Origin of the sequence: Agitococcus lubricus, from assembly GCF_003051055.1 — a bacterium.
In the GTDB taxonomy this organism is placed as follows: domain Bacteria; phylum Pseudomonadota; class Gammaproteobacteria; order Pseudomonadales; family Moraxellaceae; genus Agitococcus; species Agitococcus lubricus.
Genome location: NZ_QAON01000002.1, coordinates 146980 through 171225 on the forward strand (window position 1 = coordinate 146980; position 24246 = coordinate 171225).

A 24246-nucleotide genomic window follows, 5' to 3' on the forward strand; every position below is an offset into this window, starting at 1 on the left:
CATGGCTACTAAAACATCAACAAAAATCAAAACCGCATCAGTATTATCCTTTAACCGTCATTTAGACCCTTCTGATGGGCGTATGACTGCGGTAAATTGGACTGATATTCAACAAGGTGCTGGCTCAACAGCTATTAAAATTGAGGAAAAATCGGTACGTGGGACAATTTCTAATCGTCCAAAAAACAGTAAAGAAGTTGACCCTGCTTATATTAATGCGGCTGTAGAAAAAGCCAATTTACAAACGGTAGATATTGCTGCACTGCCTCAAGGCACGGATACCGTTGCAGTGACTTTCACCTTACGTGTATTACCGAATGTGGGTGAACCGTCTGCCTGTAATGATGAAAGTTTTGCCGAGCGTCTAAAAAATGCTGTATCAGGCTATAAATCACAAACTCAATTTGAGGAGTTAGCCAAACGTTATGCGAGTAATCTTGCCAATGGTCGTTTTTTATGGCGCAATCGTATTGGTGCTGAAAATGTTAATATTAATGTTGAGCGTATCATTGATGGTAAACCAGTAGAAAAATTAAGTTTTGATGCCTTAGCAAATCGTCTAAATCAGGTTACCGTTCATCCGCAACAAGAATCTTCTTTACTTCAATTGTCGCAGTGGATTCAAGCTGGTCTAAATGGGAATGAACATGTGTTATTACGTATCACAGGTTTTGCGCGTTTAGGTGAAGGACAAGAAGTTTATCCATCACAAGAGTTAATTCTTGATACTACTAATACTAAAGGTAAAAAAAGTAAAACCTTATATGCCATTAAAGACAAAGAAGCAGGTATTCACTCACAAAAAATTGGTAATGCTTTGCGTACCATTGATACTTGGTATCCTGATGCAACTAAACCGATTGCGATTGAACCCTATGGCTCTGTGACTTCGGAAGGTAAAGCCTATCGCCAACCATCTGAAAAGAAAGACTTTTATAATATTTTTGACGATTGGGTCAATGCCAATAAAGTGCCTGATATTGAACAACAACACTATGTGATGGCGGTTTTAATACGCGGTGGGGTCTTTGGCGAGAGTGATAAATGATGCAATATTATCTCGAACTAACCCTTTTGCCTAATGAAGATACTTCGGTGTATTTTCTTTGGTCAAAACTCTATACCCAACTACACCTTGCTTTTGTTGAGCAAAAAGATAGTCAAGAAAAGATAGTTTATGGCGTGTCTTTTCCTCGCTATCGCTTAAGCTCTGATAAAGACATTGGTTTTTTGGGTGATAAATTGCGTATTTTTGCCCATTCCACACAAGAGCTAGAACAACTCAATCTTAATCAATGGTTGGCACGGTTGAGCGATTATGTGCATATCACTACCCCACGAGAAACGCCTAATAATATTAGCTATGCAATTTATAGTCGTGCCGTACCTAAAGACAGTGTTGAAAAACGTATTTTGCATCAGGCACAACGGCGCAACATTAGCATTACAGAGGCAGCGACTCACTTTAAAGACCATGTTTATCCGCCACTGATTGAGCCGTTTATTAGCTTAAAAAGTTTGAGTGGTCAGCATATCTTTAAGTTACATATTAAAAAAACGCTCACCGATGAGGCAAGCATGGGTAAATTTGGCACATACGGACTTAGCAAAACTGTCACTGTACCCGAATTTTAACCCAAGTTTTTTAATGCTCTTTAACAATATAATAAAATCAATAAGTTACAACAGTGACAATTTTATTGGGTCAAACCGATAAAAAATGGACTAAGTTATTGTTGTAACTTAATTTTTTGTGTTAATTTTACAGTTCACTGCCGCACAGGCAGCTTAGAAAGTCCCTATCCGTCATATTGCCCACGTAGTCACGTTCACTGCCGCACAGGCAGCTTAGAAAATCAGGCGCGACGGCAGTTTGCGGCGTTGATTGTTCACTGCCGCACAGGCAGCTTAGAAAATATCCTCAATGGCATCACCGATTGTATAAGTGTTCACTGCCGCACAGGCAGCTTAGAAAAGGGCAAACCGCAACGGATATGACAAACTTTTGTTCACTGCCGCACAGGCAGCTTAGAAATAAGCCATACCCTGCTAATCCTGCGCCACCAAGTTCACTGCCGCACAGGCAGCTTAGAAAATTGTTTCAGGCTTTGAAAAAGATTGCCAACCGTTCACTGCCGCACAGGCAGCTTAGAAATCGATAAAATCGGCCACTTCTAAAACGTCATCGTTCACTGCCGCACAGGCAGCTTAGAAATTAAAATATCTTCAACGTCTTTTTTGTCTTGTGTTCACTGCCGCACAGGCAGCTTAGAAACATGAAATCAAATGAGCCAAACTTGCATTTGCGTTCACTGCCGCACAGGCAGCTTAGAAATTGAATAGCCTAATTTAACAAGCGAATCATAAGTTCACTGCCGCACAGGCAGCTTAGAAACATACCAAGCAAACAGCTTGCAACTCTACTCCGTTCACTGCCGCACAGGCAGCTTAGAAAATATTGAATATTGCCTGGATTATTATTTCTAAGTTCACTGCCGCACAGGCAGCTTAGAAAACACTAGCCCCTTTATTACATTGGCGCGTATGGTTCACTGCCGCACAGGCAGCTTAGAAATTGACGAACACCTGTAATCATTAAGATGTTGCGTTCACTGCCGCACAGGCAGCTTAGAAAATGCGGTTGTTACGATGGCGATTAAATTACATGTTCACTGCCGCACAGGCAGCTTAGAAAATAACTTTTGAGCTTCTGATTGTTTACCTTTTGTTCACTGCCGCACAGGCAGCTTAGAAAAGTTGACGGCCTGTCATTAGGACTTCCATCCCGTTCACTGCCGCACAGGCAGCTTAGAAATATTTGTGGCGATGAATTATTAACAATAATCTGTTCACTGCCGCACAGGCAGCTTAGAAAAACACTAGATGATGCGCGTTTTAAGGCTGCTTGTTCACTGCCGCACAGGCAGCTTAGAAAGCCATAAAGCAAACAAGGCCAAAAAAAATAACGTTCACTGCCGCACAGGCAGCTTAGAAATCAAGGCGCATCTTTTCAGGCAACCACCCGACGTTCACTGCCGCACAGGCAGCTTAGAAAAAGAACAAGGCGCATTATTTAACCGAGTAAAAGTTCACTGCCGCACAGGCAGCTTAGAAATTTCTGTGGTGTGCAAATTGACTCCCCGTTTAGTTCACTGCCGCACAGGCAGCTTAGAAATTTTTGTTGTTAGTAATATTTTTTAAACTATGGTTCACTGCCGCACAGGCAGCTTAGAAAAACTGAGCAATTTGGCGACTGGTCAACCGCAAGTTCACTGCCGCACAGGCAGCTTAGAAAAATGATTGTCGGCGGTATGGCATTAGCTATCAGTTCACTGCCGCACAGGCAGCTTAGAAATTGACCACTCGACCATGCGGGCAATACCATGTGTTCACTGCCGCACAGGCAGCTTAGAAATCAATGGCGAGCTTTGTTGCGACGTTTGGCGGGTTCACTGCCGCACAGGCAGCTTAGAAAGCGTGGCCGCCATTACGTCGGTTACATCCAAGGTTCACTGCCGCACAGGCAGCTTAGAAAATATGCCTGCAAGACCATCTTTATATTCAGATGTTCACTGCCGCACAGGCAGCTTAGAAAAAAATATTACCGAAACTTGTTAAAAAGTTATCGTTCACTGCCGCACAGGCAGCTTAGAAAGCCTATACTTGGATTACCTTCTTCACCAAAGCGTTCACTGCCGCACAGGCAGCTTAGAAATTCCTGTTGTTGTTAAGCAAATTACCAATCAAGTTCACTGCCGCACAGGCAGCTTAGAAAGCGCCGACTCGGGTGAACAACCGCATGGGCTTGTTCACTGCCGCACAGGCAGCTTAGAAAGATGTTTTCAAAACTATTGAGCAGGCTGGACAGTTCACTGCCGCACAGGCAGCTTAGAAAAAAACATCCATATCCTTGCACAGGCGCGGCCAGTTCACTGCCGCACAGGCAGCTTAGAAACGTAGAATCTAAAGCGTTGGAATTTTCTTCCCGTTCACTGCCGCACAGGCAGCTTAGAAAAGTTTAATAGACTCAGATTTCATCGAGCGACAGTTCACTGCCGCACAGGCAGCTTAGAAATGCTAAATCATTCACCACAACATCACTACCTAGTTCACTGCCGCACAGGCAGCTTAGAAAATTAAAATGACCAAGCAGCAACGAATTGATGAGTTCACTGCCGCACAGGCAGCTTAGAAAACCAAGAATTGTTCCATTCTCAGTTATTGTTTGTTCACTGCCGCACAGGCAGCTTAGAAAATTTAACTGTCCATCAACCATGATTTTTTTAGCGTTCACTGCCGCACAGGCAGCTTAGAAAAACGATTTATGGCCGTGGACAACATGGGTACGGTTCACTGCCGCACAGGCAGCTTAGAAAAGCCACACCTGCGCCACCCAACATCGCTTTACGTTCACTGCCGCACAGGCAGCTTAGAAATCTTAGCGTGACTTTTTGGCCATCCTTTGATTGTTCACTGCCGCACAGGCAGCTTAGAAAAAATGCCGACTTAATCGTATTGGTCTGAATGGGTTCACTGCCGCACAGGCAGCTTAGAAAACTCAAGCAAATGATACTTAGTGATGTCTTGCGTTCACTGCCGCACAGGCAGCTTAGAAAAAGCCAAGAAAATGAATAAACACGAAACTTGCAGTTCACTGCCGCACAGGCAGCTTAGAAATAATATGATTAACATCATCATCGGTTAATTTTGTTCACTGCCGCACAGGCAGCTTAGAAATTCAAGTTTTTGCCATAATTCATTTCTAGCATGTTCACTGCCGCACAGGCAGCTTAGAAATTAACTCGTCCATAGTTAAATTCTTGTAGTGCGTTCACTGCCGCACAGGCAGCTTAGAAACTCAATATCCCACACCAACAGCCGACTAGAGTGTTCACTGCCGCACAGGCAGCTTAGAAATTATTGAAGTGCTATTGCTTTTAACCAGTCAGGTTCACTGCCGCACAGGCAGCTTAGAAATGGCCAGCCGCCCGAAGTAGCCGACATGGTACGTTCACTGCCGCACAGGCAGCTTAGAAAGTCACCGATTCCTCATTGTCGTTGGATGCCCTGTTCACTGCCGCACAGGCAGCTTAGAAAGTCAATGATGCGACGGTTAGGTCTTTGAAGTCGTTCACTGCCGCACAGGCAGCTTAGAAACGCCAATCGGCAAACCTGATAATACGCCATTTGTTCACTGCCGCACAGGCAGCTTAGAAACAAAAGATTGCAGAAGCTATGCCGTCTGTAGCGTTCACTGCCGCACAGGCAGCTTAGAAAAACTATCAACCAGCACGGGCAAATTTTACCCCGTTCACTGCCGCACAGGCAGCTTAGAAAAACTGCCGTTGCAAACTGGTCGGCTAAAGTACGTTCACTGCCGCACAGGCAGCTTAGAAATACGGTAAAGTCTCACAACCTATTTGTGATATGTTCACTGCCGCACAGGCAGCTTAGAAATCCAGCGTTTAAGCCTATTAATGACCCTCAAGAGTCATCACCATTTACATCACTCACCTGTCGCCTCACGATTACCTACAGACCCCAAACATTGACTTTTCTGTCGCATAAATTGTCAGCAAAGCGAATGATTCTCACGCTCGCTATTGTCAATATCAGGCTATCAGTGACTATTTCAGTCCCAATTTTAGACCCAAACACCCGATGAGATTATGGCAAACGTATCATTCGTTTAGCACTAACTCTCACAGGGTATCGTTCAACAACAAGAGGGGAAAAACAATGACGACATTTATGGGGCAAGCGCAAGGCGTAGGCTTAGCCATTCTGAATCAAATTGCCAGCAGCGACTGGCCAGACAAATTAAAGCTGCGTAAACCCATCGAAAAAATACTTTATCAAGGCAGCAAAACGGGCTTTAAGGTGATGACCAAAGTCAGCCGCCAATTTGCGAGTTCGGGTAAATCTAGCAATCAAGCCACACGTTTAGTGTCGAGTGCGGCCAAAGGCGTGTTTGACTTAAGCCTGTCTGACGAACAACAAATGATTCGTGACAGCTTGACCATGTTTGCCAAAGAAATGATTCGTCCAGCCGCACATGACAGTGATGCCAATGCTGCTGTGCCTGCCGAGCTGCTTGCTCAAGCCAAAGAATTAGGCTTAATGTATTACGCAGTACCCGAAGCCTTAGGCGGCATGGCTACCGAAGATAACACCACCACCCAAATGCTGATTTTAGAAGATTTAGGCTATGGTGACATGGGTATTGCAGCCGCTTTATATAGCTCGGTGAGTGTTGCTAATACCTTGGCACGTTGGGGCAGTTCCGAACAACAAGAACGTTATTTGCGGGCTTTTGCGAGCGAAAACCCACCCGAAGCAGCGTTAGCGGTAGTTGAAAAAACGCCCTTATTTGACCCTAACAAACTCAACACCAGTGCTAAGTTAGTCGGCAGCGACTATCTACTCAATGGCGAAAAAGCCTTAGTATTAACAGGTGCAGATGCTGAGCTGTTTATTGTCGCAGCAGATGCTGAGGGCACGCCTGCCCTATTTATTGTTGAAAGTGGCACGGCAGGTTTAAGCCTAAGTGATGGTTCAGCCATGGGCATCAAAGCCGCCGCAACCAAAACCTTACACTTAAAAGAAGTACGTATTCCTGCGACCAACCGTTTACCTGCCACCTTTGATTATCAAGCCTTTTTAGACTTGGGTAGTTTGGCGTGGTGTGCATTAGCCGTGGGTTGTGGTCAAGCGATTTTGGATTATTTAGTGCCTTATGTAAACGAACGTGAAGCCTTTGGCGAACCCATTAGCCATCGTCAAAGTGTGGCGTTTATGGTGGCAGATATTGCTATTGAATTAGAAGCCATGCGGTTAATGGTTTGGCGCGCCTGTGCCTTGGCTGAGCAAGGCAAAGAGTTTCACCGTGAAGCCTATTTAGCCAAGATTTTATGTGCCGAAAAAGCCATGAAATTGGGTACAGATGCCGTGCAATTATTGGGTGGTCATGGTTTTACCAAAGAACATCCCGTCGAGCGTTGGTATCGTGATATGCGTTGTTTAGCTGTCATGCACAGTGGCTTACATTTATAATTATAAGGAGCAAAATCATGTATTTAGAAAATCCGAAAAAATTTAATATGTTGGTCGAACAAGCGCATCAAGTGGCGGTTAATGTATTACGTCCTATTTCGCGCAAATACGATAAAGCCGAACATGAGTATCCTAAAGAATTGGATATGCTTGCTTCTTTATTAGATGGCATGAACGAAGGTTCACCTGATGCAGTAGGCGCAAGTAGCACAGGCTCTGGCACTAGCAGCAGTGGTTCTGGCGTTAAAAATGGCTCTAATATGTCGGCGGCCTTAGGCATTATTGAAATGTGCTGGGGCGATGTGGGTTTATTGTTAGCCATGCCACGTCAAGGTTTGGGTAATGCCGCCATTGCTGCGGTTGCCAATGAAGAACAACTCAAACGCTTCAAAGGCACGTGGGCAGCGATGGCCATTACTGAACCCAACTGTGGTTCTGACTCGGCAGCCATTCGCACTACGGCCACCAAAGATGGCGACCATTATGTGCTAAATGGTGAAAAAATTTATGTGACTTCTGGTGCGCGTGCCGATAGCGTGGTGGTTTGGGCAACCTTAGACAAAAACTTAGGTCGTGCAGCCATTAAATCCTTTGTTGTGCAACATGGCACAGAAGGTATGCAAGTCACCCGTTTAGAGAAAAAGCTCGGTATTAAAGCCTCCGACACCGCAGCAATCACCTTTACGAACTGCCGTGTGCCTGCCGCTAATTTGTTGGGTACACCCGAAGTCGATGTACAAAAAGGTTTTGCGGGGGTCATGCAAACCTTTGACAATACACGTCCTTTAGTAGCAGCGATGGCGATTGGTGTCGCAAAAGCCTCTTTAGACCGCACGCGTGAATTATTAAAAGACAGTTTGTCGGTTAACTACAGCGCACAACCCATGCAAGCCTCGTTTGCCGAAGCCACCTTAAATCGTTTAGAAGCCGAATGGGAAGCCGCTCGTTTGTTAACGCTTAAAGCAGCTTGGTTAGCGGATAACAAAATCCCTAACTCCAAAGAAGCGTCTATTGCTAAAGCAAAAGCAGGTCGTGTAGCTAACGAAGTAACCTTAAAATGTGTCGAGTTGTGCGGTGCATTAGGTTATAGCGAAGATGAGCTGTTAGAAAAATGGTCACGTGATTCAAAAATTTTGGACATTTTTGAAGGCACACAACAAATTCAATTGTTGATTGTGGCGCGTAGAGTATTAAATAAAAGCTCGGCTGAATTGAAGTAGGCTCCGATTCACTTCGGCTGCGCTCAGTTACCAGCGCTCAACCCCCTCGACTCCGTTCCCTGAGCGAAGTCGAAGGGCAACCAACGAAAAAATCTTTTCTGAGCAAAATGCTCAGCCTAGGTCATTTTCTCGCCCCATATCACACAAACTCCCCTGCCGCTACCCCCGACGACCATGCCCACTGAAAGTTAAACCCCCCTAACCAGCCAGTCACGTCTACGACCTCGCCAATAAAATACAAGCCTTTTTGCTTTTTACTTTCCATCGTTTTAGACGATAACTCGCGTGTATCCACGCCACCTAAAGTCACTTCTGCGGTGCGATACCCTTCTGTGCCTGATGGCTTTAACTGCCATGCTTGCAAGGCATCAGCTACGGTTAACAAGACATTATCAGGTATTTCAGCCAATGGCGTTTCGGCGTAACTTGGCCAATGTAAGTTTTGTAACTCCAGTACCAAATTTTTACTTAATAGCGGGGTTAACTGTGTACGTAATAAGGATTTAGGATGTTGCTGTTTTTGTTCTTTTAGCCAATTATTCATTTCTAATTGGGGCAATAAATTCACTGCTACCGCCTCACCTAATTGCCAATAGTTGGATAATTGCAAAGCAACAGGCCCGCTTAAGCCCCGATGGGTAAATAACAAATTTTCGTTAAAACTGGTGTTGTCTTTGGCGGTCATGGTCACATCTAAGGCTAAGCCCGATAAACGCTCTGTCACTGCTTTGATGTTATCAGTAAAGGTAAATGGCACTAAACCTGCGCGGGTTGGTAATACAGAATGACCAAATTGTTTAGCCATTTCATAACCAAAAGCACTCGCCCCCATCGTGGGAATCGACAAACCACCTGTCGCAATCACTAACGACTGACAAGCAAATTGACCTTTACTGGTATTTAGATGAAAACGATGCTCAGCATCATTGACTGGGCTAATTTTTTCAATTTGACAATGGGTTTGAATGGTCACGTGTTGAGTACGTTCACATTCGGCTAACAACATGTTCAAAATATCTTTAGCCGAGTCATTACAAAATAACTGGCCATGTTTACGCTCGTGATAAGCAATACGGTGTTTTTCAACCAGTGCAATAAAATCCCATTGAGTGTAACGATTGAGTGCAGAAATACAAAAGTGCGGATTGGCAGATAAGTAGTTACTGGCTTCAACAAATAAATTGGTAAAATTACAACGGCCACCGCCTGACATTAAAATCTTTTTACCGACTTTATTACTGCTATCTAACACCAACACGCGACGGCCACGCTGCGCGGCACTGGCTGCACACATTAATCCCGACGCACCGCCACCTATAATAATTACGTCCACGTAGTTCAAAGACATCTCTCAATGTGTTTTTAGAGTCATCTATGTTATCAAAACAAACGCCAGCCTCCCAAGCCTTATTTAGATAGGCTGCGTTTGGTAAAACTTCATCAAAAACACACAACATCTGCCCCAAACTTTCGTTAGCATAGCCGTCATCATAGAGAGGAGAGCTACCACTGTGTATAACGATGAAGACCTAGACGCTGCTGTCGCAGCAAAGGTATTAAGCACAGAATCTGTACAGGCGTTTAGGCAATTTATCACGCGACAACGTCAAAGTCAGCTAAATGACGAAGAGCATTTTCGGTTGCTTTCAGGCTTTAATGATATTTTTGTTGCCATTGCCGCCATGTTATTTGTTGGCTCTATGAGTTGGTTGGGTAATCTCATTACCCCCTTAATGGGCGCCAGTTTTATGTTGATAAGTTCTTGGTTATTGGCCGAATCCTTTGTCCGTAAACGTCGCTTAGCCTTACCTGCAATCGTTTTATTGGTCAGTTTTATTGGCGGAGTCTTTTGGCTAAGCAATAGCTTACTCGCTTATGTTATCCCTTATCCGAGCGTATTACTGTTGGCGGCAGTCGTCACCCTGTTGGCCAGTTATCTACACTGGCGACGCTTCCAAGTCCCCATTACGGTGGCGACCGCCGTTGCTTTTGTCTTGCTTGCTATAATTAGTTTTATGACCGAAGAACCCAGCCTAAAGCCGTTCCTCATTCCCCTCTTTTTTTTAGGAGGGATAAGCAGCTTTATCTATGCCATGTGGTGGGATAGCCAAGACCGTTATCGCCAAACTCGTAAATCAGATGTCGCATTTTGGCTGCATTTACTCGCAGCACCTTTGATTGTACACCCTATTTTTACCTTAATTGGTATTTTTGACAAAAACAGTGGTCTCTTAGAAATCAGTTTGGTTTTATTGTTGTATGGCGTGTTAGGCTTAATTTCTTTGGCCGTCGACCGTCGAGCTTTAATGCTATCTGCCTTGTTATATGTATTATATGCCCTGACACGTATCCTAAAACTGTATGGCGGACTGGATATGAGTTTTGCGATTGCTAGCGTCAGTATTGGTGGTCTCTTGTTGGTACTTTCTATTTTTTGGCATCAAACACGTTCCGCTGTGGTGCAGCGTTTACCGCTACGCTATCAACAACGACTGCCTGCCTTACAATAATAACTCATGGGTCACAGAGCTGTAGCTAAGATAATAACGACAGCCTGTCACTCATACCCAATAGGGGGCTTAGCCCCCGTCTGCATGCTCACCCATACGGATAATAGCTTGTTGGACAGCCTTCGTTTTTGATTGATTGCGTTGTTTCATAATTATCGCTAGAATCCTCAGCCACTATTGAGGGGTGCTGCACCAGTTAAAAAACTGCTAGGCTCAATAGTACACATATAGTTGCCAACGTCACCCACCTCTATACCATAGGAGTCTGTCATGACTGCAATGACATCCGTTGGCGACTATAAAGTTGCCGATATTTCTTTAGCCGCTTGGGGTCGTAAAGAAATCATTCTCGCCGAAGCCGAAATGCCTGCTTTAATGGGTTTACGCCGCAAGTATGCTGCCAGCAAACCGTTAGCAGGTGCAAAAATTATCGGCTGTATCCACATGACTATTCAAACTGCCGTATTAATCGAAACCTTAATTGATTTAGGGGCAGAAGTTCGCTGGTCATCTTGCAATATTTTCTCCACACAAGACCAAGCGGCTGCAGCAATTGCTGCGGTGGGCATTCCTGTCTTTGCATGGAAAGGCGAAACCGAAGAAGAGTTTTGGTGGTGTATCGAGCAAACGATTCTCAAAGATGGTAAGCCTTGGGATGCCAACATGATTTTGGATGATGGCGGTGACGTGACCTATATCGTGCACCAAAAATATCCAGACATGTTAAAAAGCATTCATGGTATTACCGAAGAAACCACCACAGGCGTACATCGTTTAATTGAAATGTGGAAAAAAGGCACATTAAAAGTGCCTGCGATTAACGTCAATGACTCGGTGACTAAAGCTAAAAACGACAACAAATACGGCTGTCGCCATTCCTTAAATGATGCCATTAAACGCGGTACCGATATGCTCATGGCGGGTCGTCGTGCTTTAGTGATTGGTTACGGTGATGTGGGTAAAGGCTCTGCTCAATCCTTACGTCAAGAAGGCATGATTGTACGTGTGACCGAAATCGACCCCATCTGTGCCATGCAAGCCTGTATGGATGGTTATGAAGTCGTTTCGCCTTATATTGATGGCAACAACACAGGTTTAGATGCAGACATTAACAAAACCTTATTAGGCGAAACCGACCTATTAGTGACTACGACGGGTAACACCAACGTATGTGATGCGGCGATGTTACGCAACCTCAAAAACGGTGCAGTAGTCTGTAATATTGGCCATTTTGACACCGAAATTGATACGGCTTACATGCGTACGAACTGGCACTGGGAAGAAGTTAAACCCCAAGTACACAAAGTCTATCGTACTGCTAAAAATAGCACCGTTGATGCCACTGATAGTAACTACCTCATTTTATTATCCGAAGGTCGCTTAGTGAACTTAGGCAATGCCACAGGTCACCCATCTCGTATCATGGATGGTTCTTTTGCTAACCAAGTGTTAGGCCAAATGTATTTGTATGAACAAAAGTTTGCCGACCACTCACCTGCTGCACAAGAGCGTATGCTCAAAGTTGAAGTTTTACCAAAGAAACTTGACGAAGAAGTCGCCGCAGCCATGGTGGCAGGTTTTGGTGGCGTGTTAACCAAATTAACGCCCGCGCAAGCCGAATATATTGGTGTCTCTGTGGATGGGCCTTATAAGCCAGAAAGTTATAAGTACTAAATAGCCTTAGCTCCTCCTCCTTGCTTTTTAAGGGGGAGTGAGTAGCCTGTATGTAGCCTAGCGAAATACGGGAAAATAACCACGCTAACCCGTATTGCATACGGACTACTTATTTTAGGATGGCCGATTGTCATGCCTCGTCAAATTCCTATTAGCTTCGAGTTTTTTCCAACAAAAACCGAAGAAGGCACACAAAAACTCTTACACGTTCATCAACGTTTAGCCACCTTAAATCCTGCCTATTTTTCGGTGACTTATGGTGCAGGTGGCTCTACGCGTGAACGTACCTTGTCGATTGTTGACAATATTCAACAAGCTGCCCCCATTCCCGTTGCGCCACACTTGTCGTGCATTGGTGACAACAAAAGCGAAATTGCTGAGCTGTTACATCGTTATAAAAATCAAGGCATTAAACATTTAGTGGCCTTACGTGGTGATTTGCCCTCAGGCCAAATGGGCTTAGGTGAACTGCCTTATGCGCGTGATTTGGTCGAGTTTGTGCGTCAAGAAACAGGCGACCACTTTCATATTGAAGTCGCAGCCTACCCCGAAATGCACCCACAATCTTATGATTTTGACAGTGATGTTAAGAATTTTATTGCCAAAGTCAATGCAGGTGCAAATAGCGCGATTACCCAATTTTTCTTTAATGCCGATGCCTATTTTTACTTTGTCGAAAAAGTACGTAAAGCAGGCGTTACCATTCCCATCGTACCGGGTATTATGCCTATCACCAACGCCAGCAATTTAATTCGTTTTGCCGATGGTTGTGGTGCTGATATTCCACGTTGGATTCGTAAACAATTAGCCGCGTATGGCGACGATAGCGCAAGCATCAAAGCCTTTGGTGAAGACGTTGTGGCCAAGTTATGTGAAACCTTATTGCAAGGCGGTGCACCAAGTTTACACTTTTACACCATGAATCAAGCCGAGCCAACTACTCGCTTGTGCCAATTATTAGATTTAGCTTAAACGTTTATTGTTTACGTAGGGTGAGCGGAGTCTAACCATAAGCAAATTTAGTGATTTAATAACCCGCCCTACTTTTCTGACTTCGACTCCGCTCAGTCAACGCTGAAATGCGACCTGAACCAGCCGAAGGGTCGAAGGGCAATTTTCTAGGATATTTATGAGCGATTTACCTAACTGTCCGAAATGCCAATCAAGTTATAGCTATGAAGATGGCGATTGTTATCTTTGCCCAGAATGCAGCCATGAATGGCCAAAAACGACGGCACCAAGCGAAGATAATCGTGTCATTAAAGATGCAAACGGCAATGTTCTCAGTGATGGAGATACCGTGACTGTGATTAAAGACCTAAAAGTTAAAGGCTCTTCGTTAGTTGTTAAAGTGGGGACAAAAGTCAAAAATATTCGTTTAGTCGATGGCGACCACGATATTGATTGTAAAATTGAGGGTATTGGTGCAATGAAACTCAAATCTGAGTTTGTCAAAAAAGTGTCAGGCTGAGTGCCTTATTCTGTAACACACGATGGTGCTACAGAATAAGGGAACAGCGTTGTTAAACCACCAAAACAACGCCATTCAAGACTGAAATACCGCTATTTCCGTTCCCTGTACTCAGGTCTTGCATACACTGATAACTGCCATCACTGTATATCGACACGGACATAGCATCTTTACATAGGATTGGCAGACTCATTTTGCTGGCCTGCCTACGTCCTCAGATGCTATTAAATACTACGCGAAATTAACTCTTTCATAATTTCATTGGTGCCACCATAAATACGGTTGGCACGGGTATCAATGTAGGCACGTGCAATGGGGTATTCGAGCATAAAGCCATAACCACCATGTAATTGCACACACTCATCAACGACTTTGCTTAATAAGTCAGAGACCCAATATTTCGCGGCACAGGCTGCTTCGACACTGAGTTCATGTTTAAGTACTTGCTCAATACAACGGTCAACAAAGACACGGGCAATTTGTGCTTCAGAACGTAATTCAGCCAACTTGAAGCGCGTATTTTGGTAAGCCGCAACGGGTTTACCGAATACTTTACGGTTTTTTACATAGTCGACGGTTTGTGCTAATGCGCCCTCTGCCCCTGCGGCACACATAATGGCAATCATCATGCGTTCCCATGCTAACTCTTTCATTAACATGATGAAGCCCATGCCTTCCATACCCAACAAGTTTTCTTTAGGCACTTTCACGTTATTAAAGAATAACTCACAGGTATCTTGGCCTTTCATGCCGACTTTCTTTAAGGGTCTGCCTTTGCTAAAGCCTTCGCTATGGGCATCCACAATCAATAGAGAGATATTTTGTGCGCCTTTTTCGCTTGTACCTGTTTTGGCAACAACGACCGCCATATCACACAAATAACCGTTAGTGATAAAGATTTTAGAGCCGTTTAAGACATAGTGGTCGCCCATATCAATGGCACGCGTTTGTACCGCTTGTAAGTCTGAGCCTGTACCAGGTTCGGTCATGGCAATCGCAGACACGACTTCGCCAGAAGCCATTTTGGGTAACCATGCTTGTTTTTGTGCTTCGTTACCAAAGTTATTGATGTAGTTAGCGACGATATCAGAATGCAAAGAGAACCCCGAGGCAGAGTCACCCACACGGGCTTGCTCTTCCATCATGATGACGCTATATAAACGGTCAACACCAGACCCACCATACTCTTCGGGCATGGTTGGGCATAACAAACCTAAAGCCCCTGCTTTATTCCATAAATCACGGTCTAAATGTTGTTGTTCTTCCCACTTCTCATGATAGGGCGCAATTTCTTCTTCAAAGAAACGACGGGCAGTTTTACGAAATGCCTCGTGGTCACTGTTAAATAATGTGCGTGGAATCATGGGGGCGATTTGGTCGGGAATATGTAGCTTGCTCATGTGTCACTCTCAATTTACAATACGGACGTACAATATGTTTATAAATAGCAAGAACTATGGCGGTTCGTCAAGATGTCAACGCAGGAAAATTGTGATTTGCTAATAAACTCGCACTAAATTACGGCAAGAGTTGTTATTTATGCGAAAGCTGACTACTGTAATAGCAAGCACAAGCTGCTTAAATAGTAGAAGAAGATTACAATATCCGTCATCCATGAAGTCCATAACCACATCTTAAAACTGTATTGTGACTCTAGGTGCTGTTGAGACCTTGTTTGTGAGAATAAAACACAACTAACCTTGGCAGTCCCTGCAACCTTTTTATTTTTGATTTATTGATGCTATGACCGAAAACACCGTATCGAGTCCTTTAGACTCTCATAAAAAAACGCGCCGCACACAAGCTGAACGTAGCGAGGCTATGCGTATTCGTTTAATCGAAGCGACACTCAAATGTTTAGAGGTTGACGGTTATGCAGGCACTACTGTCACCAAAATTGTCGAGGCCGCACAGGTATCTCGGGGTGCTCCTGTGCATCACTTCCCTTCTAAAGCGGCCTTAATTGCTGCCGCTGCCGAACACTTAATGCGTCGTTTCTATGTGCAGCTTGGTGTGGCAATGGCAGGCATTGGCGAATCTGAAGATAAACTCACCGAATTGATTATGACCTCTTGGAAACAAGTATTTGGGGCATCGGAAAATACCGTGATTTTAGAGTTGATTGTGGCAAGCCGTCGTGACCAAGAATTAGCAACAATGCTACAAAAATTGTGGATTTCGGCATTTAGTACGGTTGGCGCAGCAGCCGAACATTATTTAGAACCCAAATCCAATAAAGACAATGTGCGTCATTTAATGATTTTGACCCAATGGTTATTGCGCGGCATGGCGATGGATAAACACTTGGTATTTAACGAAAAAGTCATCGAGCATTATGTGCGCGTATGGTGTAAGGTCATGGCAGGTCATTTGAAAACCAAAGGCAATGTCGAAACTCGCCCACCACGTCCTGAATTTTGGGATATGTCGCTTGATAGCTTAGATTCTTAATATTGAGATACCTATGTCTAGTCAGACACGGCTAAAATTTGAGCCTTGGCTCATATTATTAGGCGCATTAACCGCCATTGGCCCGCTCTCTATTGATATGTATTTGCCCAGCTTTCCCACGCTAGAGCAAGAACTAGGTCAAGGCGCGCAATTAAGTTTAGCGAGCTTTTTTATTGGCATGGCCATTGGTCAAGTATTGTATGGTTCACTCAGTGACCGCTTTGGCCGTAAAGCCCCTTTAATCATCGGGCTGAGTATTTTTATGGTCTCGGCATTGGCGGCGAGTCAAGCACACAATATGCACGAGCTAATTATCTATCGCTTTTTACAAGGTTTTGGTGGCTGCTCGGGGATGGTGATTGCCCGTGCGATTGTTCGTGACCGTTGTCAGCCTAGCCAAGCGGCACAAGCCTTTTCTATGCTGATATTGGTGATGGGCTTAGCCCCCATTTTAGCCCCGATGGCAGGGAGTTATTTTTTAACGGCATGGGGTTGGCACAGTATTTTTTATTTCAAAGCTGGGTTTGCCTTAGTATGTTTGACTGCCATTTTAATATTGATTCCTGAAAGTCATAAAGGGCCTTTTGCCTCACTGGCACTACGTAAGGTGTTTAATAGCTACTGGCATTTGCTACGCGATAAAACATTTATCGGTTACACCCTATCCAGTGGTTTAGCCTTTTCTGGCATGTTTGCTTATATTGCAGGTTCACCCCATGTGTTTATCGAATTACAAGGATTATCACCACAACAATACAGCCTGATGTTTGGCACCAATGCCTTTGGTTTTATCGCGGCGAGCCAACTCAATGCGTGGTTATTACGACAAGAATATAACATGCTACGCATTTTACACTTGGCGTTGTGGATTCCTGCAACAGTCAGTACCCTACTGTGCTTAGCGGCTTTGATGGGTTTTGATGGCTTATGGCTGTTATTATTCGGCTTTTTTAGTTATATCGTCAGCTTAGGCTTTATTTCACCTAATGCAGGGGCTGCCGCAATGGCACATCAAGGTCATCAAGCAGGCACAGCTTCTGCATTAATGGGCGTCTTACAATTTGGTCTTGCAAGTACCATCGGGGTGTTATTAGGCCTATTTCATAGCGACAGTGCCTTGCCTTTACTCAGCATCCTGATGGTCTGCGGTGTGGGTGCTTTTGTGTGGCACCGTTTAGTCGTGGTGCAACATCCTACGTAAACGCGCTCTAAACTCTGTGGGTGTTTGTCCTGTCCACTGCTTAAAAGCACGGGTAAAATTAGCGGGGTTGTTATAACCTAAGCGTTGAGCAATCTGTTGAATATCCGCCTGTGTTTGGCGTAATAATTGTTGTGCATCGCGCTGACGAGCAGCTTCTACTAATTGTTGATAGCTCGTCCCTTGATGTTGTAAATGACGGCGTAAACTCCGCTCTGAGAGATGTAAACGCTCGGCAATTTGTTCGGGCGTCAAATACCCTTGCGTGTGATGTTGTAATAAGTTTTTGACTATCATCACCATATCTTGTTGCATCGTTGGCAACAGGGCTAATTCTCGTTCACATTGGGCAATCGCTAAGGTCAAGGCTTCGGGATTAGCGGTTTTAATAGGATAGTGCAGTACCGCTTTAGGCACTCTCAGTTGGGTCACCGCTTGCTCATAACATAAGGTAGGTAATGCCAAATGTGACACTTGTGTTAAGTAGTCAGGCTCAGGCATGGCAAAATGCAGCTCTGCGTCTAAGTTTTCACCCGCTAATAAAAACTTTAGGCCATAATAAATGCCCGATAGTACAGCCTCCAACAACACTTTTTCGACCTCGGGAGGCATGGGGTACTGACAGTAAATTGAAAATACCACACAATGTGGGTCGTCAATATAACGTAAATTCACCCCACGACCACGCACATGCCAAAAACGCTGTAAAATATACATCGCATCAGCAATTGTTGCCGCCGACATTAAGGCATAGCCTAAACTCCCGTGTGCGGTCAGGGGTTGGCGCGCACCAACCTCTAAACCTAAGCCATTATTACCCACTAAGGCGATGACCGCCGTCACTAATTTTTCATAGTCTTGGCTGGAAACACGCCCCGTTGTTTGAGCAAAGAGTTGTGGATTAAGCTGTGCATGCGCTAATACTTGCGCTTGGCTCACCCCGCGCTCTTCCGCAATTTGTAAATAAATCGCAGGATAAGTGACTGGCAAATGCGCATATAGTGTTTGTTCTTTTGGATAGGTAATTTGGCTCATGCTGGCCACCAATGATAAGTGACTTGTCCGCGTAGCGTCTCACGATTTCACCAGAAAGGCAATTATGCTTAAGCCATAATATGCTCCATGAGCAAATGTGATAACGGCGGCTGCACGAAGTCGAAGCCTACTTCGACTCCGCTCAGTAACCACACTTCAACTTTGCTCAGTATGCTGATTTTAACTAAGAGGTGTGCCATGACTGCTGCAATTAACCCCGCATTGACCCAAACCCATGCTGGTCATCATCACGATTTAAAAGTGCGTCAAATGGATTTTGCCCTCAACGATATTCCCGAATTTTGGTATGATAACGACCCTTTCAAAACCTTACTACTATCCGCATTATCCGGTGGATTTCCCGCAGGTGAACACTTTTTTATTCATTCCATCCGTCATTTTCAAGACCAAATTAAAGACCCCGAATTACGCCAAGCCGTTCGCGCCTTTATTGGCCAAGAAGCCCATCACTCCAAAGAACACGAAGTATTAAATGACTTAATGATTAAACATGGCTATTCAATTGACCGTATTGACCGTAATGTTGCCTTTGCGATGAAATGGTATAAAACCTATTTAAGCCCTGCCCGTCAATTGGCTCATACGGCCGCTGTTGAGCACTTTACCGCATTAATGGCCGAAGAATACTTATTTAACAGCAATGAGTTAGACAAAATGGACGCCCGTTTAGCGCCGTTATGGGCGTGGCATGCCATTGAAGAAACCGAACACAAAGCAGTGGCTTTTGATGTCTATAAAGCCACTGTCAATAATGAGTGGATTCGCTTATCACAAATGGCGATTTGTACCGTGATGTTTTTAGGCTTTTCGACTTATGACTTTATCACCTTGATGCGAGAATCGGGGCGTCAAGGTGACGTTAAAATGTGGGCAAAAGGCATTAATTATTATTGGGGAACAAAAGGTATTTTTAGAAAAATGATTCCCAGTTATTTTAAGTACTACCGCAAAGACTTTCATCCTTGGCAACACAATAGCCAATCTATGGTAGATAAACTTAAAGCTAAATATTTGGGGGATAAGGCTTAGCTTAGCTTTCGACTTCGCTCAGGATACCAAATCTAAAATGGTTGCCCTTCGACTACGCTCAGGGAGCAAAGCCATGGTGATTGAGCGAAGTCGAAACCAAACAAATTTCCGCTACCTTTACAAAACCTGTCTATAATGCCTCGTTGATTTTACGAGGCAAAAACAATGACTAACCAACAACTAATGCAACGTGATTTAGCGGTCTTGTGGCACCCTTGTACCCAAATGCACGACCACGAACACATTCCTTTAGTCCCAATTGCCAAAGCGCAAGGTATTTGGTTAGAAGATTTTGAGGGTAAACGTTATATTGATGCGATTAGCTCGTGGTGGGTCAATATTTGGGGACACGCGCATCCTCATATCAATCAAGCCATCAAACAGCAATTAGATACACTTGAGCATGTGATTTTGGCAGGTTTTAGCCATGAACCTATCATTGAATTAGCCGAAAAACTCGTTGCCCTTGCACCACAAGGTTTAAGCCGTTGTTTTTTTGCTGATAATGGCTCGGCGGCTGTTGAAGTTGCCTTAAAAATGAGTATGCACTATTGGCATAATCAAGGTGAAAAACAAAAAACACGTTTTGTGTCCTTGCAAGGTAGCTATCATGGTGAAACGCTTGGCGCATTAGCCGTGACTGATATTCCTCTGTTTTCCGAAACCTACGCCCCACTACTCACCCAACATTACCGTGTGCCATCGCCAGATTGGACACAAGCGCCAGAGGGCATGACAGCCGAAGCCCTTGCCCGACAACAATTTAACGTGCTTGAACAACTGCTAATTGAAAAACACAGCGAAATTTGTGCGGTGATTGTTGAGCCGTTAATTCAAGGTGCGGCAGGCATGAAAATGTATCATCCTGTCTATTTACAGTTATTACGCGCCGCTTGTGACAACTATGGCGTTCATTTAATTGCTGATGAAATTGCCGTTGGTTTTGCCCGTACAGGTCGTTTTTTTGCGTGTGAGCACGCCAATATTCGCCCTGATTTTTTGTGTTTATCCAAAGCCTTAACCGCAGGTTATTTACCCATGTCGGTGGTGTTAACCACTGAAGCTATTTATCAAGGCTTTTACCATCCTTACTCTACGCTCAAAGGTTTTTTACATTCGCATAGTTTTACAGGCAATCCTTTAGCGGCAAGAGCCGCTTTAGCTTCTTTAGAACTATTTGCCCTTGACCCACAATTACAACGCCAGCAGCAAATTCATCACGTTTGCCAAAAAGCCTTAGAGCCGTTAAAAAATCATGCTCATATTGTCAATATTCGGCAAACAGGCACGATTTGCGCGTTTGATTTGGTGCAAGACAAAGCAAGCAAAACACCGTTTGATTGGCGTGAGCGTCGTGGTTTGCAGGTATTTCAAGCTGCATTAGAACAAGGCGTGTTATTACGCCCTATTGGTAATACCGTGTATGTGATGCCGCCGTATGTAATGACCGATGATGAATTGCGTTATGTGCTTAAAGTGGCAGGTAATGCAGTGGATATAGCGACCCAAGCACCTGCAAAAGGAAGTGATGTAGGCGTAAGTTTGCCTTAAAGAGGAAATGAATATGCGTGTTTTATGGTTGTCTCTGATATGGCTGTTGCAGGCTTGTTCAACATCTCATCCTAATATCGCCGATACAAGACTCAACTCACCGCAACTAAGCATCCTTGCAATTGGAGACTCACTGACGAATGGCGGTAAAAATAATAACTATCGTGAGCCACTGGCAGAGTTAACTAAACTAACAGTGCTTAATTATGGTGTCGGGGGTCAACGCTCTGACCATATCAGTGCTCGTTTAGGATTACGAGCGATAGACGTATCTGCTAAAGCAGGTTTTTTTATTGAAGGACGTAATGAACTCAGTCGTATTTTCCCTCCCCCTATTACTTCTCAAGGCGCCAAACAAATTACGTGTCAAACCCTAACCCATATACAGTGTGAAATTCAGTTAGTTGAAAAAACCTATTTTTTAACCTTAACAGAATCAGTCAATACCCAAAACCTTCAGTTACGAACCCCATTGATAGATACGACAAACAGTATTGGGATTATTTGGGTGGGACGAAACAATGCCGCTCAGACAGAACGTGTGCTTAGTGATATTGAATTGATAGTTAATCAATTCAAACATCATCAATCCTCCTATTTGATACTGACTGTCTTAAACGGTCAAGGAGAAGGTGTTAATACAGGTATTCATACAAAAATTTTAGAACTTAATCGCAGACTCATAGCAACATATGGGCAACAAGTACTAGATATTCGACAAGTATTAGTTGATAGCTATCGGCAAGATGATGCCGTTGACATAAACAACTATCAACAAGATATAGTCCCACAATCATTACGTAAGGACGGTCTTCATCTTAATGCACAAGGTAATCAAATTGTTGCCCAAGCCATATATAATAAACTGACTGCTCTAAAACTCATTCAGCACTAGGTTTAATATGACCCGTCTTTACCCCCCTATTCCCTTATCGCTCAATACCGAAATTGAACTGCCTGAAGATGCTGCTCATCACTTTATTAAAGTCTTACGCGCGCGCGTGGGCGATGCAGTGTGTTTATTTAATGGTGACGGCGGTGAATATCATGGTCAATTAAGTCGTACTGATAAACGTCATGCTTATGTCACCCTAGAAACGTTTATTGAAAATAACAAAAGCTAACCACTCAACGTCTATTTAGGCCAAGTGCTATCAGAAGGTGATCATTTTGAGTTATGGGATGTCTGTACAGACCATCTATCTAATAATTTTTGGTAGTGTCAAAACTTAACGTGTTTGATATTTTTGCATCATTTCCTGATTGTACTGCAATATAAAGGCATGTAAGACGGCCTCATGGTTTTCCTTGTTTTTTGAAAAGCTCAACGTCTGACGAGTTAACCGACCCAGTCGATGACGTGCAGTGGCATTAAATCGCTCCACATGATTGGTTCCTGCATGCTTACCGACAGATTGATGCGTGTCAGGATCAAATACCTCCGCATAACTTGACCAGTAATCAATAACAATTTGCCACGTATTGTAAAAAGCACTACACTCTATAAATTAGGAGTTTTTACCATGCAACAAGCTCGTACCGAACATCCCTTATCTCTCCGTTTGCCTGATGTTGATTTATCACTTATTGACCGCGCCGCAAACATACAAGGCTGTTCTCGCACCCAATTTATGCGTAATGCCGCCATACAAGCCGCAACTCAAACCATTTTAGAACAATCTTTAGTGGTGATGAGTCACGAGGGTTTTGCTGCTTTTCAAGCATCTATTGATGCAGAACCTCAAATTTCCCCTGCCATTGCTGCTTTACGCCAACATAAAGCCCCGTGGGATAAGCCATAAATGGCTATTTCTGCCCCCGAAAAACTAAATACACAACATTTAATTAACGATTTTGATTGTGGCACAGAAGCTTTAAACATTTGGATCAAACAGCGTGCATTAAGCAATCAACAACGTGGCTTTAGTGTGGTGATGGTGGTGCATCAAAACTATCAAGTAGTAGGTTATTATAGTATTGCTCCAACTGCGGTGATTGCTAAACAGTTACCTAGAAACATCAGAACAGGCCAACCGCCCAACCCCATTCCTTGTTTATTATTAGGACAATTAGCCACCGATAAACTTTTTATGGGGCAAGGAATTGGTTTAGGTTTGTTACGCCATGCGTTAGAACGCTGTGTACAAGGCGCGCACTTAATTGGTGGCCGAGCGGTGATTGTCCATGCAATCAACACGCAAGCAGCAGAGTTTTGGCAAAAACAAGGATTTATTCCATCAATTGACAATCCATTAACTTTATTTCGTTCCATTCAAGATATTGCTTTTTCATTAGGTTTAGCAACACCATGACCCGTCTTTACACCCCTACTCCCTTATCGCTCAACACCGAAATTGAACTGCCTGAAGAAGCTGCTCATCATTTTATTAAAGTCTTACGCGCGCGCGTGGGCGATGCAGTGTGTTTATTTAATGGTGAAGGGGGTGAATATCATGGCCAATTAAGCCGTGCTGACAAACGCCATGCTTATGTCACCCTAGAAACCTTTATTGAAAATAACAAAAGCTCTCCGCTAAAAGTTCATTTAGGGCAAGTATTATCTAAAGGCGATAGATTTGATTATGCCATTCAAAAAGCCACCGAATTAGGCGTTAGCGAAATTACCCCACTCATCAGTGAGCGTTGCGAAGTGCGTTTAGGTAATGAACGCTTAGATAAAAAAATGGCACATTGGCAAGGCGTAGCCATTAGTGCTTGCGAACAATCAGGCTTAAATATTGTCCCTAAAATTAATCCACCTCAAGTTTTAGAAACATGGACGGCAAACACTCAAGCTGATTTACGTTTTGTCTTAGCACCGAGCGTGACAGGCTTACCCAACCCTAGCCAAAAACCACAAACGATTGCGGTATTAATTGGTGCAGAAGGCGGACTCTCTGAGCGCGAAATTAGTCAAAGTATCGAACACGGATTTGCGCCGTGGTGCTTAGGACAACGGGTATTACGTACCGAAACCGCCCCCGTTGCCGTATTAAGCGTGTTAAATTGGTTATGGGGGGATTTTCATTAGTC

21 protein-coding genes, 1 CRISPR repeat array and 1 riboswitch are annotated in these 24246 nt (G+C 44.0%); of the genes, 17 read left to right on the forward strand and 4 right to left on the reverse strand.

Annotated features, from left to right (window positions below):
- The first annotated feature begins 1 nt into the window (after position 1).
- From csy3 to C8N29_RS03115, 4 genes are all read left to right on the forward strand, one after another.
- Positions 2-1048, forward strand: coding sequence for a type I-F CRISPR-associated protein Csy3 (csy3, locus tag C8N29_RS03100; protein WP_107864573.1), 1047 nt, complete (start codon positions 2-4; stop codon positions 1046-1048).
- Complete coding sequence (cas6f, locus tag C8N29_RS03105; protein ID WP_107864694.1) at positions 1048-1635, forward strand: type I-F CRISPR-associated endoribonuclease Cas6/Csy4; 588 nt, start codon at positions 1048-1050, stop codon at positions 1633-1635. The genes csy3 and cas6f overlap by 1 nt, the downstream gene beginning before the upstream one ends.
- Before the next feature lie 132 nt (positions 1636-1767).
- Positions 1768-5457: direct repeats of the CRISPR family, unit length 28 nt; unit sequence GTTCACTGCCGCACAGGCAGCTTAGAAA.
- 282 nt (positions 5458-5739) lie between these two features.
- On the forward strand, positions 5740-7053 hold the full coding sequence (locus C8N29_RS03110; protein ID WP_107864574.1) for an acyl-CoA dehydrogenase family protein: 1314 nt from the start codon (positions 5740-5742) through the stop codon (positions 7051-7053).
- Positions 7054-7070: 17 nt separating this feature from the next.
- Positions 7071-8273 carry an acyl-CoA dehydrogenase family protein gene (locus C8N29_RS03115; RefSeq protein ID WP_107864575.1) on the forward strand — a complete coding sequence of 401 codons (1203 nt, stop codon included), beginning with the start codon at positions 7071-7073 and terminating at the stop codon, positions 8271-8273.
- Positions 8274-8412: 139 nt separating this feature from the next.
- Here C8N29_RS03115 and C8N29_RS03120 read toward each other — a convergent pair whose 3' ends face one another.
- The gene (locus C8N29_RS03120) at positions 8413-9621 is read right to left on the reverse strand and encodes a BaiN/RdsA family NAD(P)/FAD-dependent oxidoreductase (RefSeq protein WP_107864576.1); all 1209 of its coding nucleotides are present in this window, start codon (positions 9619-9621) and stop codon (positions 8413-8415) included.
- A 163-nt stretch (positions 9622-9784) separates the two neighbouring features.
- Between C8N29_RS03120 and C8N29_RS03125 the strand changes: the two genes are divergently transcribed.
- From C8N29_RS03125 to C8N29_RS03140, 4 genes are all read left to right on the forward strand, one after another.
- On the forward strand, positions 9785-10783 hold the full coding sequence (locus C8N29_RS03125) for a hypothetical protein (RefSeq protein ID WP_107864577.1): 999 nt from the start codon (positions 9785-9787) through the stop codon (positions 10781-10783).
- Positions 10784-10956: 173 nt separating this feature from the next.
- A riboswitch (S-adenosyl-L-homocysteine riboswitch) is annotated at positions 10957-11036 on the forward strand.
- Positions 11037-11053: 17 nt separating this feature from the next.
- On the forward strand, positions 11054-12457 hold the full coding sequence (gene ahcY, locus C8N29_RS03130; protein ID WP_239986947.1) for an adenosylhomocysteinase: 1404 nt from the start codon (positions 11054-11056) through the stop codon (positions 12455-12457).
- Between the two features lie 132 nt (positions 12458-12589).
- Entirely contained in the window at positions 12590-13429 is an 840-nt protein-coding gene (gene metF / locus C8N29_RS03135) for a methylenetetrahydrofolate reductase [NAD(P)H] (protein WP_107864578.1), read from the forward strand.
- Positions 13430-13586: 157 nt separating this feature from the next.
- Positions 13587-13928: a zinc ribbon domain-containing protein YjdM gene (locus C8N29_RS03140; protein WP_107864579.1), complete on the forward strand. Its 342-nt coding sequence runs from the start codon at positions 13587-13589 to the stop codon at positions 13926-13928.
- Positions 13929-14152: 224 nt separating this feature from the next.
- Here the strand turns inward: C8N29_RS03140 and C8N29_RS03145 are convergent, their stop codons facing one another.
- On the reverse strand, positions 14153-15328 hold the full coding sequence (locus C8N29_RS03145) for an acyl-CoA dehydrogenase family protein (RefSeq protein WP_107864580.1): 1176 nt from the start codon (positions 15326-15328) through the stop codon (positions 14153-14155).
- A gap of 343 nt (positions 15329-15671) precedes the next feature.
- Here C8N29_RS03145 and C8N29_RS03150 point away from each other — a divergent pair, with 343 nt between their 5' ends.
- Positions 15672-16379, forward strand: coding sequence for a TetR/AcrR family transcriptional regulator (locus tag C8N29_RS03150; protein ID WP_204509262.1), 708 nt, complete (start codon positions 15672-15674; stop codon positions 16377-16379).
- A gap of 13 nt (positions 16380-16392) precedes the next feature.
- Positions 16393-17580 carry a multidrug effflux MFS transporter gene (locus tag C8N29_RS03155; RefSeq protein WP_107864581.1) on the forward strand — a complete coding sequence of 396 codons (1188 nt, stop codon included), beginning with the start codon at positions 16393-16395 and terminating at the stop codon, positions 17578-17580.
- Here C8N29_RS03155 and C8N29_RS03160 read toward each other — a convergent pair.
- Positions 17554-18612, reverse strand: coding sequence for a helix-turn-helix transcriptional regulator (locus C8N29_RS03160; protein ID WP_107864582.1), 1059 nt, complete (start codon positions 18610-18612; stop codon positions 17554-17556). The genes C8N29_RS03155 and C8N29_RS03160 overlap by 27 nt on opposite strands.
- A 198-nt stretch (positions 18613-18810) precedes the next feature.
- Between C8N29_RS03160 and C8N29_RS03165 the strand changes: the two genes are divergently transcribed.
- From C8N29_RS03165 to C8N29_RS03180, 4 genes are all read left to right on the forward strand, one after another.
- Entirely contained in the window at positions 18811-19662 is an 852-nt protein-coding gene (locus C8N29_RS03165) for a metal-dependent hydrolase (protein ID WP_170106868.1), read from the forward strand.
- Between the two features lie 165 nt (positions 19663-19827).
- Entirely contained in the window at positions 19828-21213 is a 1386-nt protein-coding gene (locus C8N29_RS03170; protein ID WP_107864584.1) for an adenosylmethionine--8-amino-7-oxononanoate transaminase, read from the forward strand.
- Between the two features lie 13 nt (positions 21214-21226).
- Complete coding sequence (locus C8N29_RS03175; protein ID WP_170106869.1) at positions 21227-22108, forward strand: SGNH/GDSL hydrolase family protein; 882 nt, start codon at positions 21227-21229, stop codon at positions 22106-22108.
- Positions 22109-22115: 7 nt separating this feature from the next.
- Positions 22116-22337 carry an RNA methyltransferase PUA domain-containing protein gene (locus C8N29_RS03180; RefSeq protein ID WP_107864586.1) on the forward strand — a complete coding sequence of 74 codons (222 nt, stop codon included), beginning with the start codon at positions 22116-22118 and terminating at the stop codon, positions 22335-22337.
- A 105-nt stretch (positions 22338-22442) separates the two neighbouring features.
- Here C8N29_RS03180 and C8N29_RS03185 read toward each other — a convergent pair whose 3' ends face one another.
- Complete coding sequence (locus C8N29_RS03185; protein ID WP_107864587.1) at positions 22443-22718, reverse strand: IS1 family transposase; 276 nt, start codon at positions 22716-22718, stop codon at positions 22443-22445.
- Positions 22719-22736: 18 nt separating this feature from the next.
- Between C8N29_RS03185 and C8N29_RS03190 the strand changes: the two genes are divergently transcribed.
- From C8N29_RS03190 to C8N29_RS03200, 3 genes are read left to right on the forward strand one after another with little or no spacing between them, the layout of a single operon-like run.
- Positions 22737-23015, forward strand: coding sequence for a type II toxin-antitoxin system TacA family antitoxin (locus C8N29_RS03190; protein WP_107864588.1), 279 nt, complete (start codon positions 22737-22739; stop codon positions 23013-23015).
- Entirely contained in the window at positions 23016-23525 is a 510-nt protein-coding gene (locus C8N29_RS03195; protein WP_107864589.1) for a GNAT family N-acetyltransferase, read from the forward strand.
- The gene (locus C8N29_RS03200; protein ID WP_107864590.1) at positions 23522-24244 is read left to right on the forward strand and encodes a 16S rRNA (uracil(1498)-N(3))-methyltransferase; all 723 of its coding nucleotides are present in this window, start codon (positions 23522-23524) and stop codon (positions 24242-24244) included. Before C8N29_RS03195 ends, C8N29_RS03200 begins: the two co-directional genes overlap by 4 nt.
- The last annotated feature ends 2 nt before the right edge of the window (positions 24245-24246 follow it).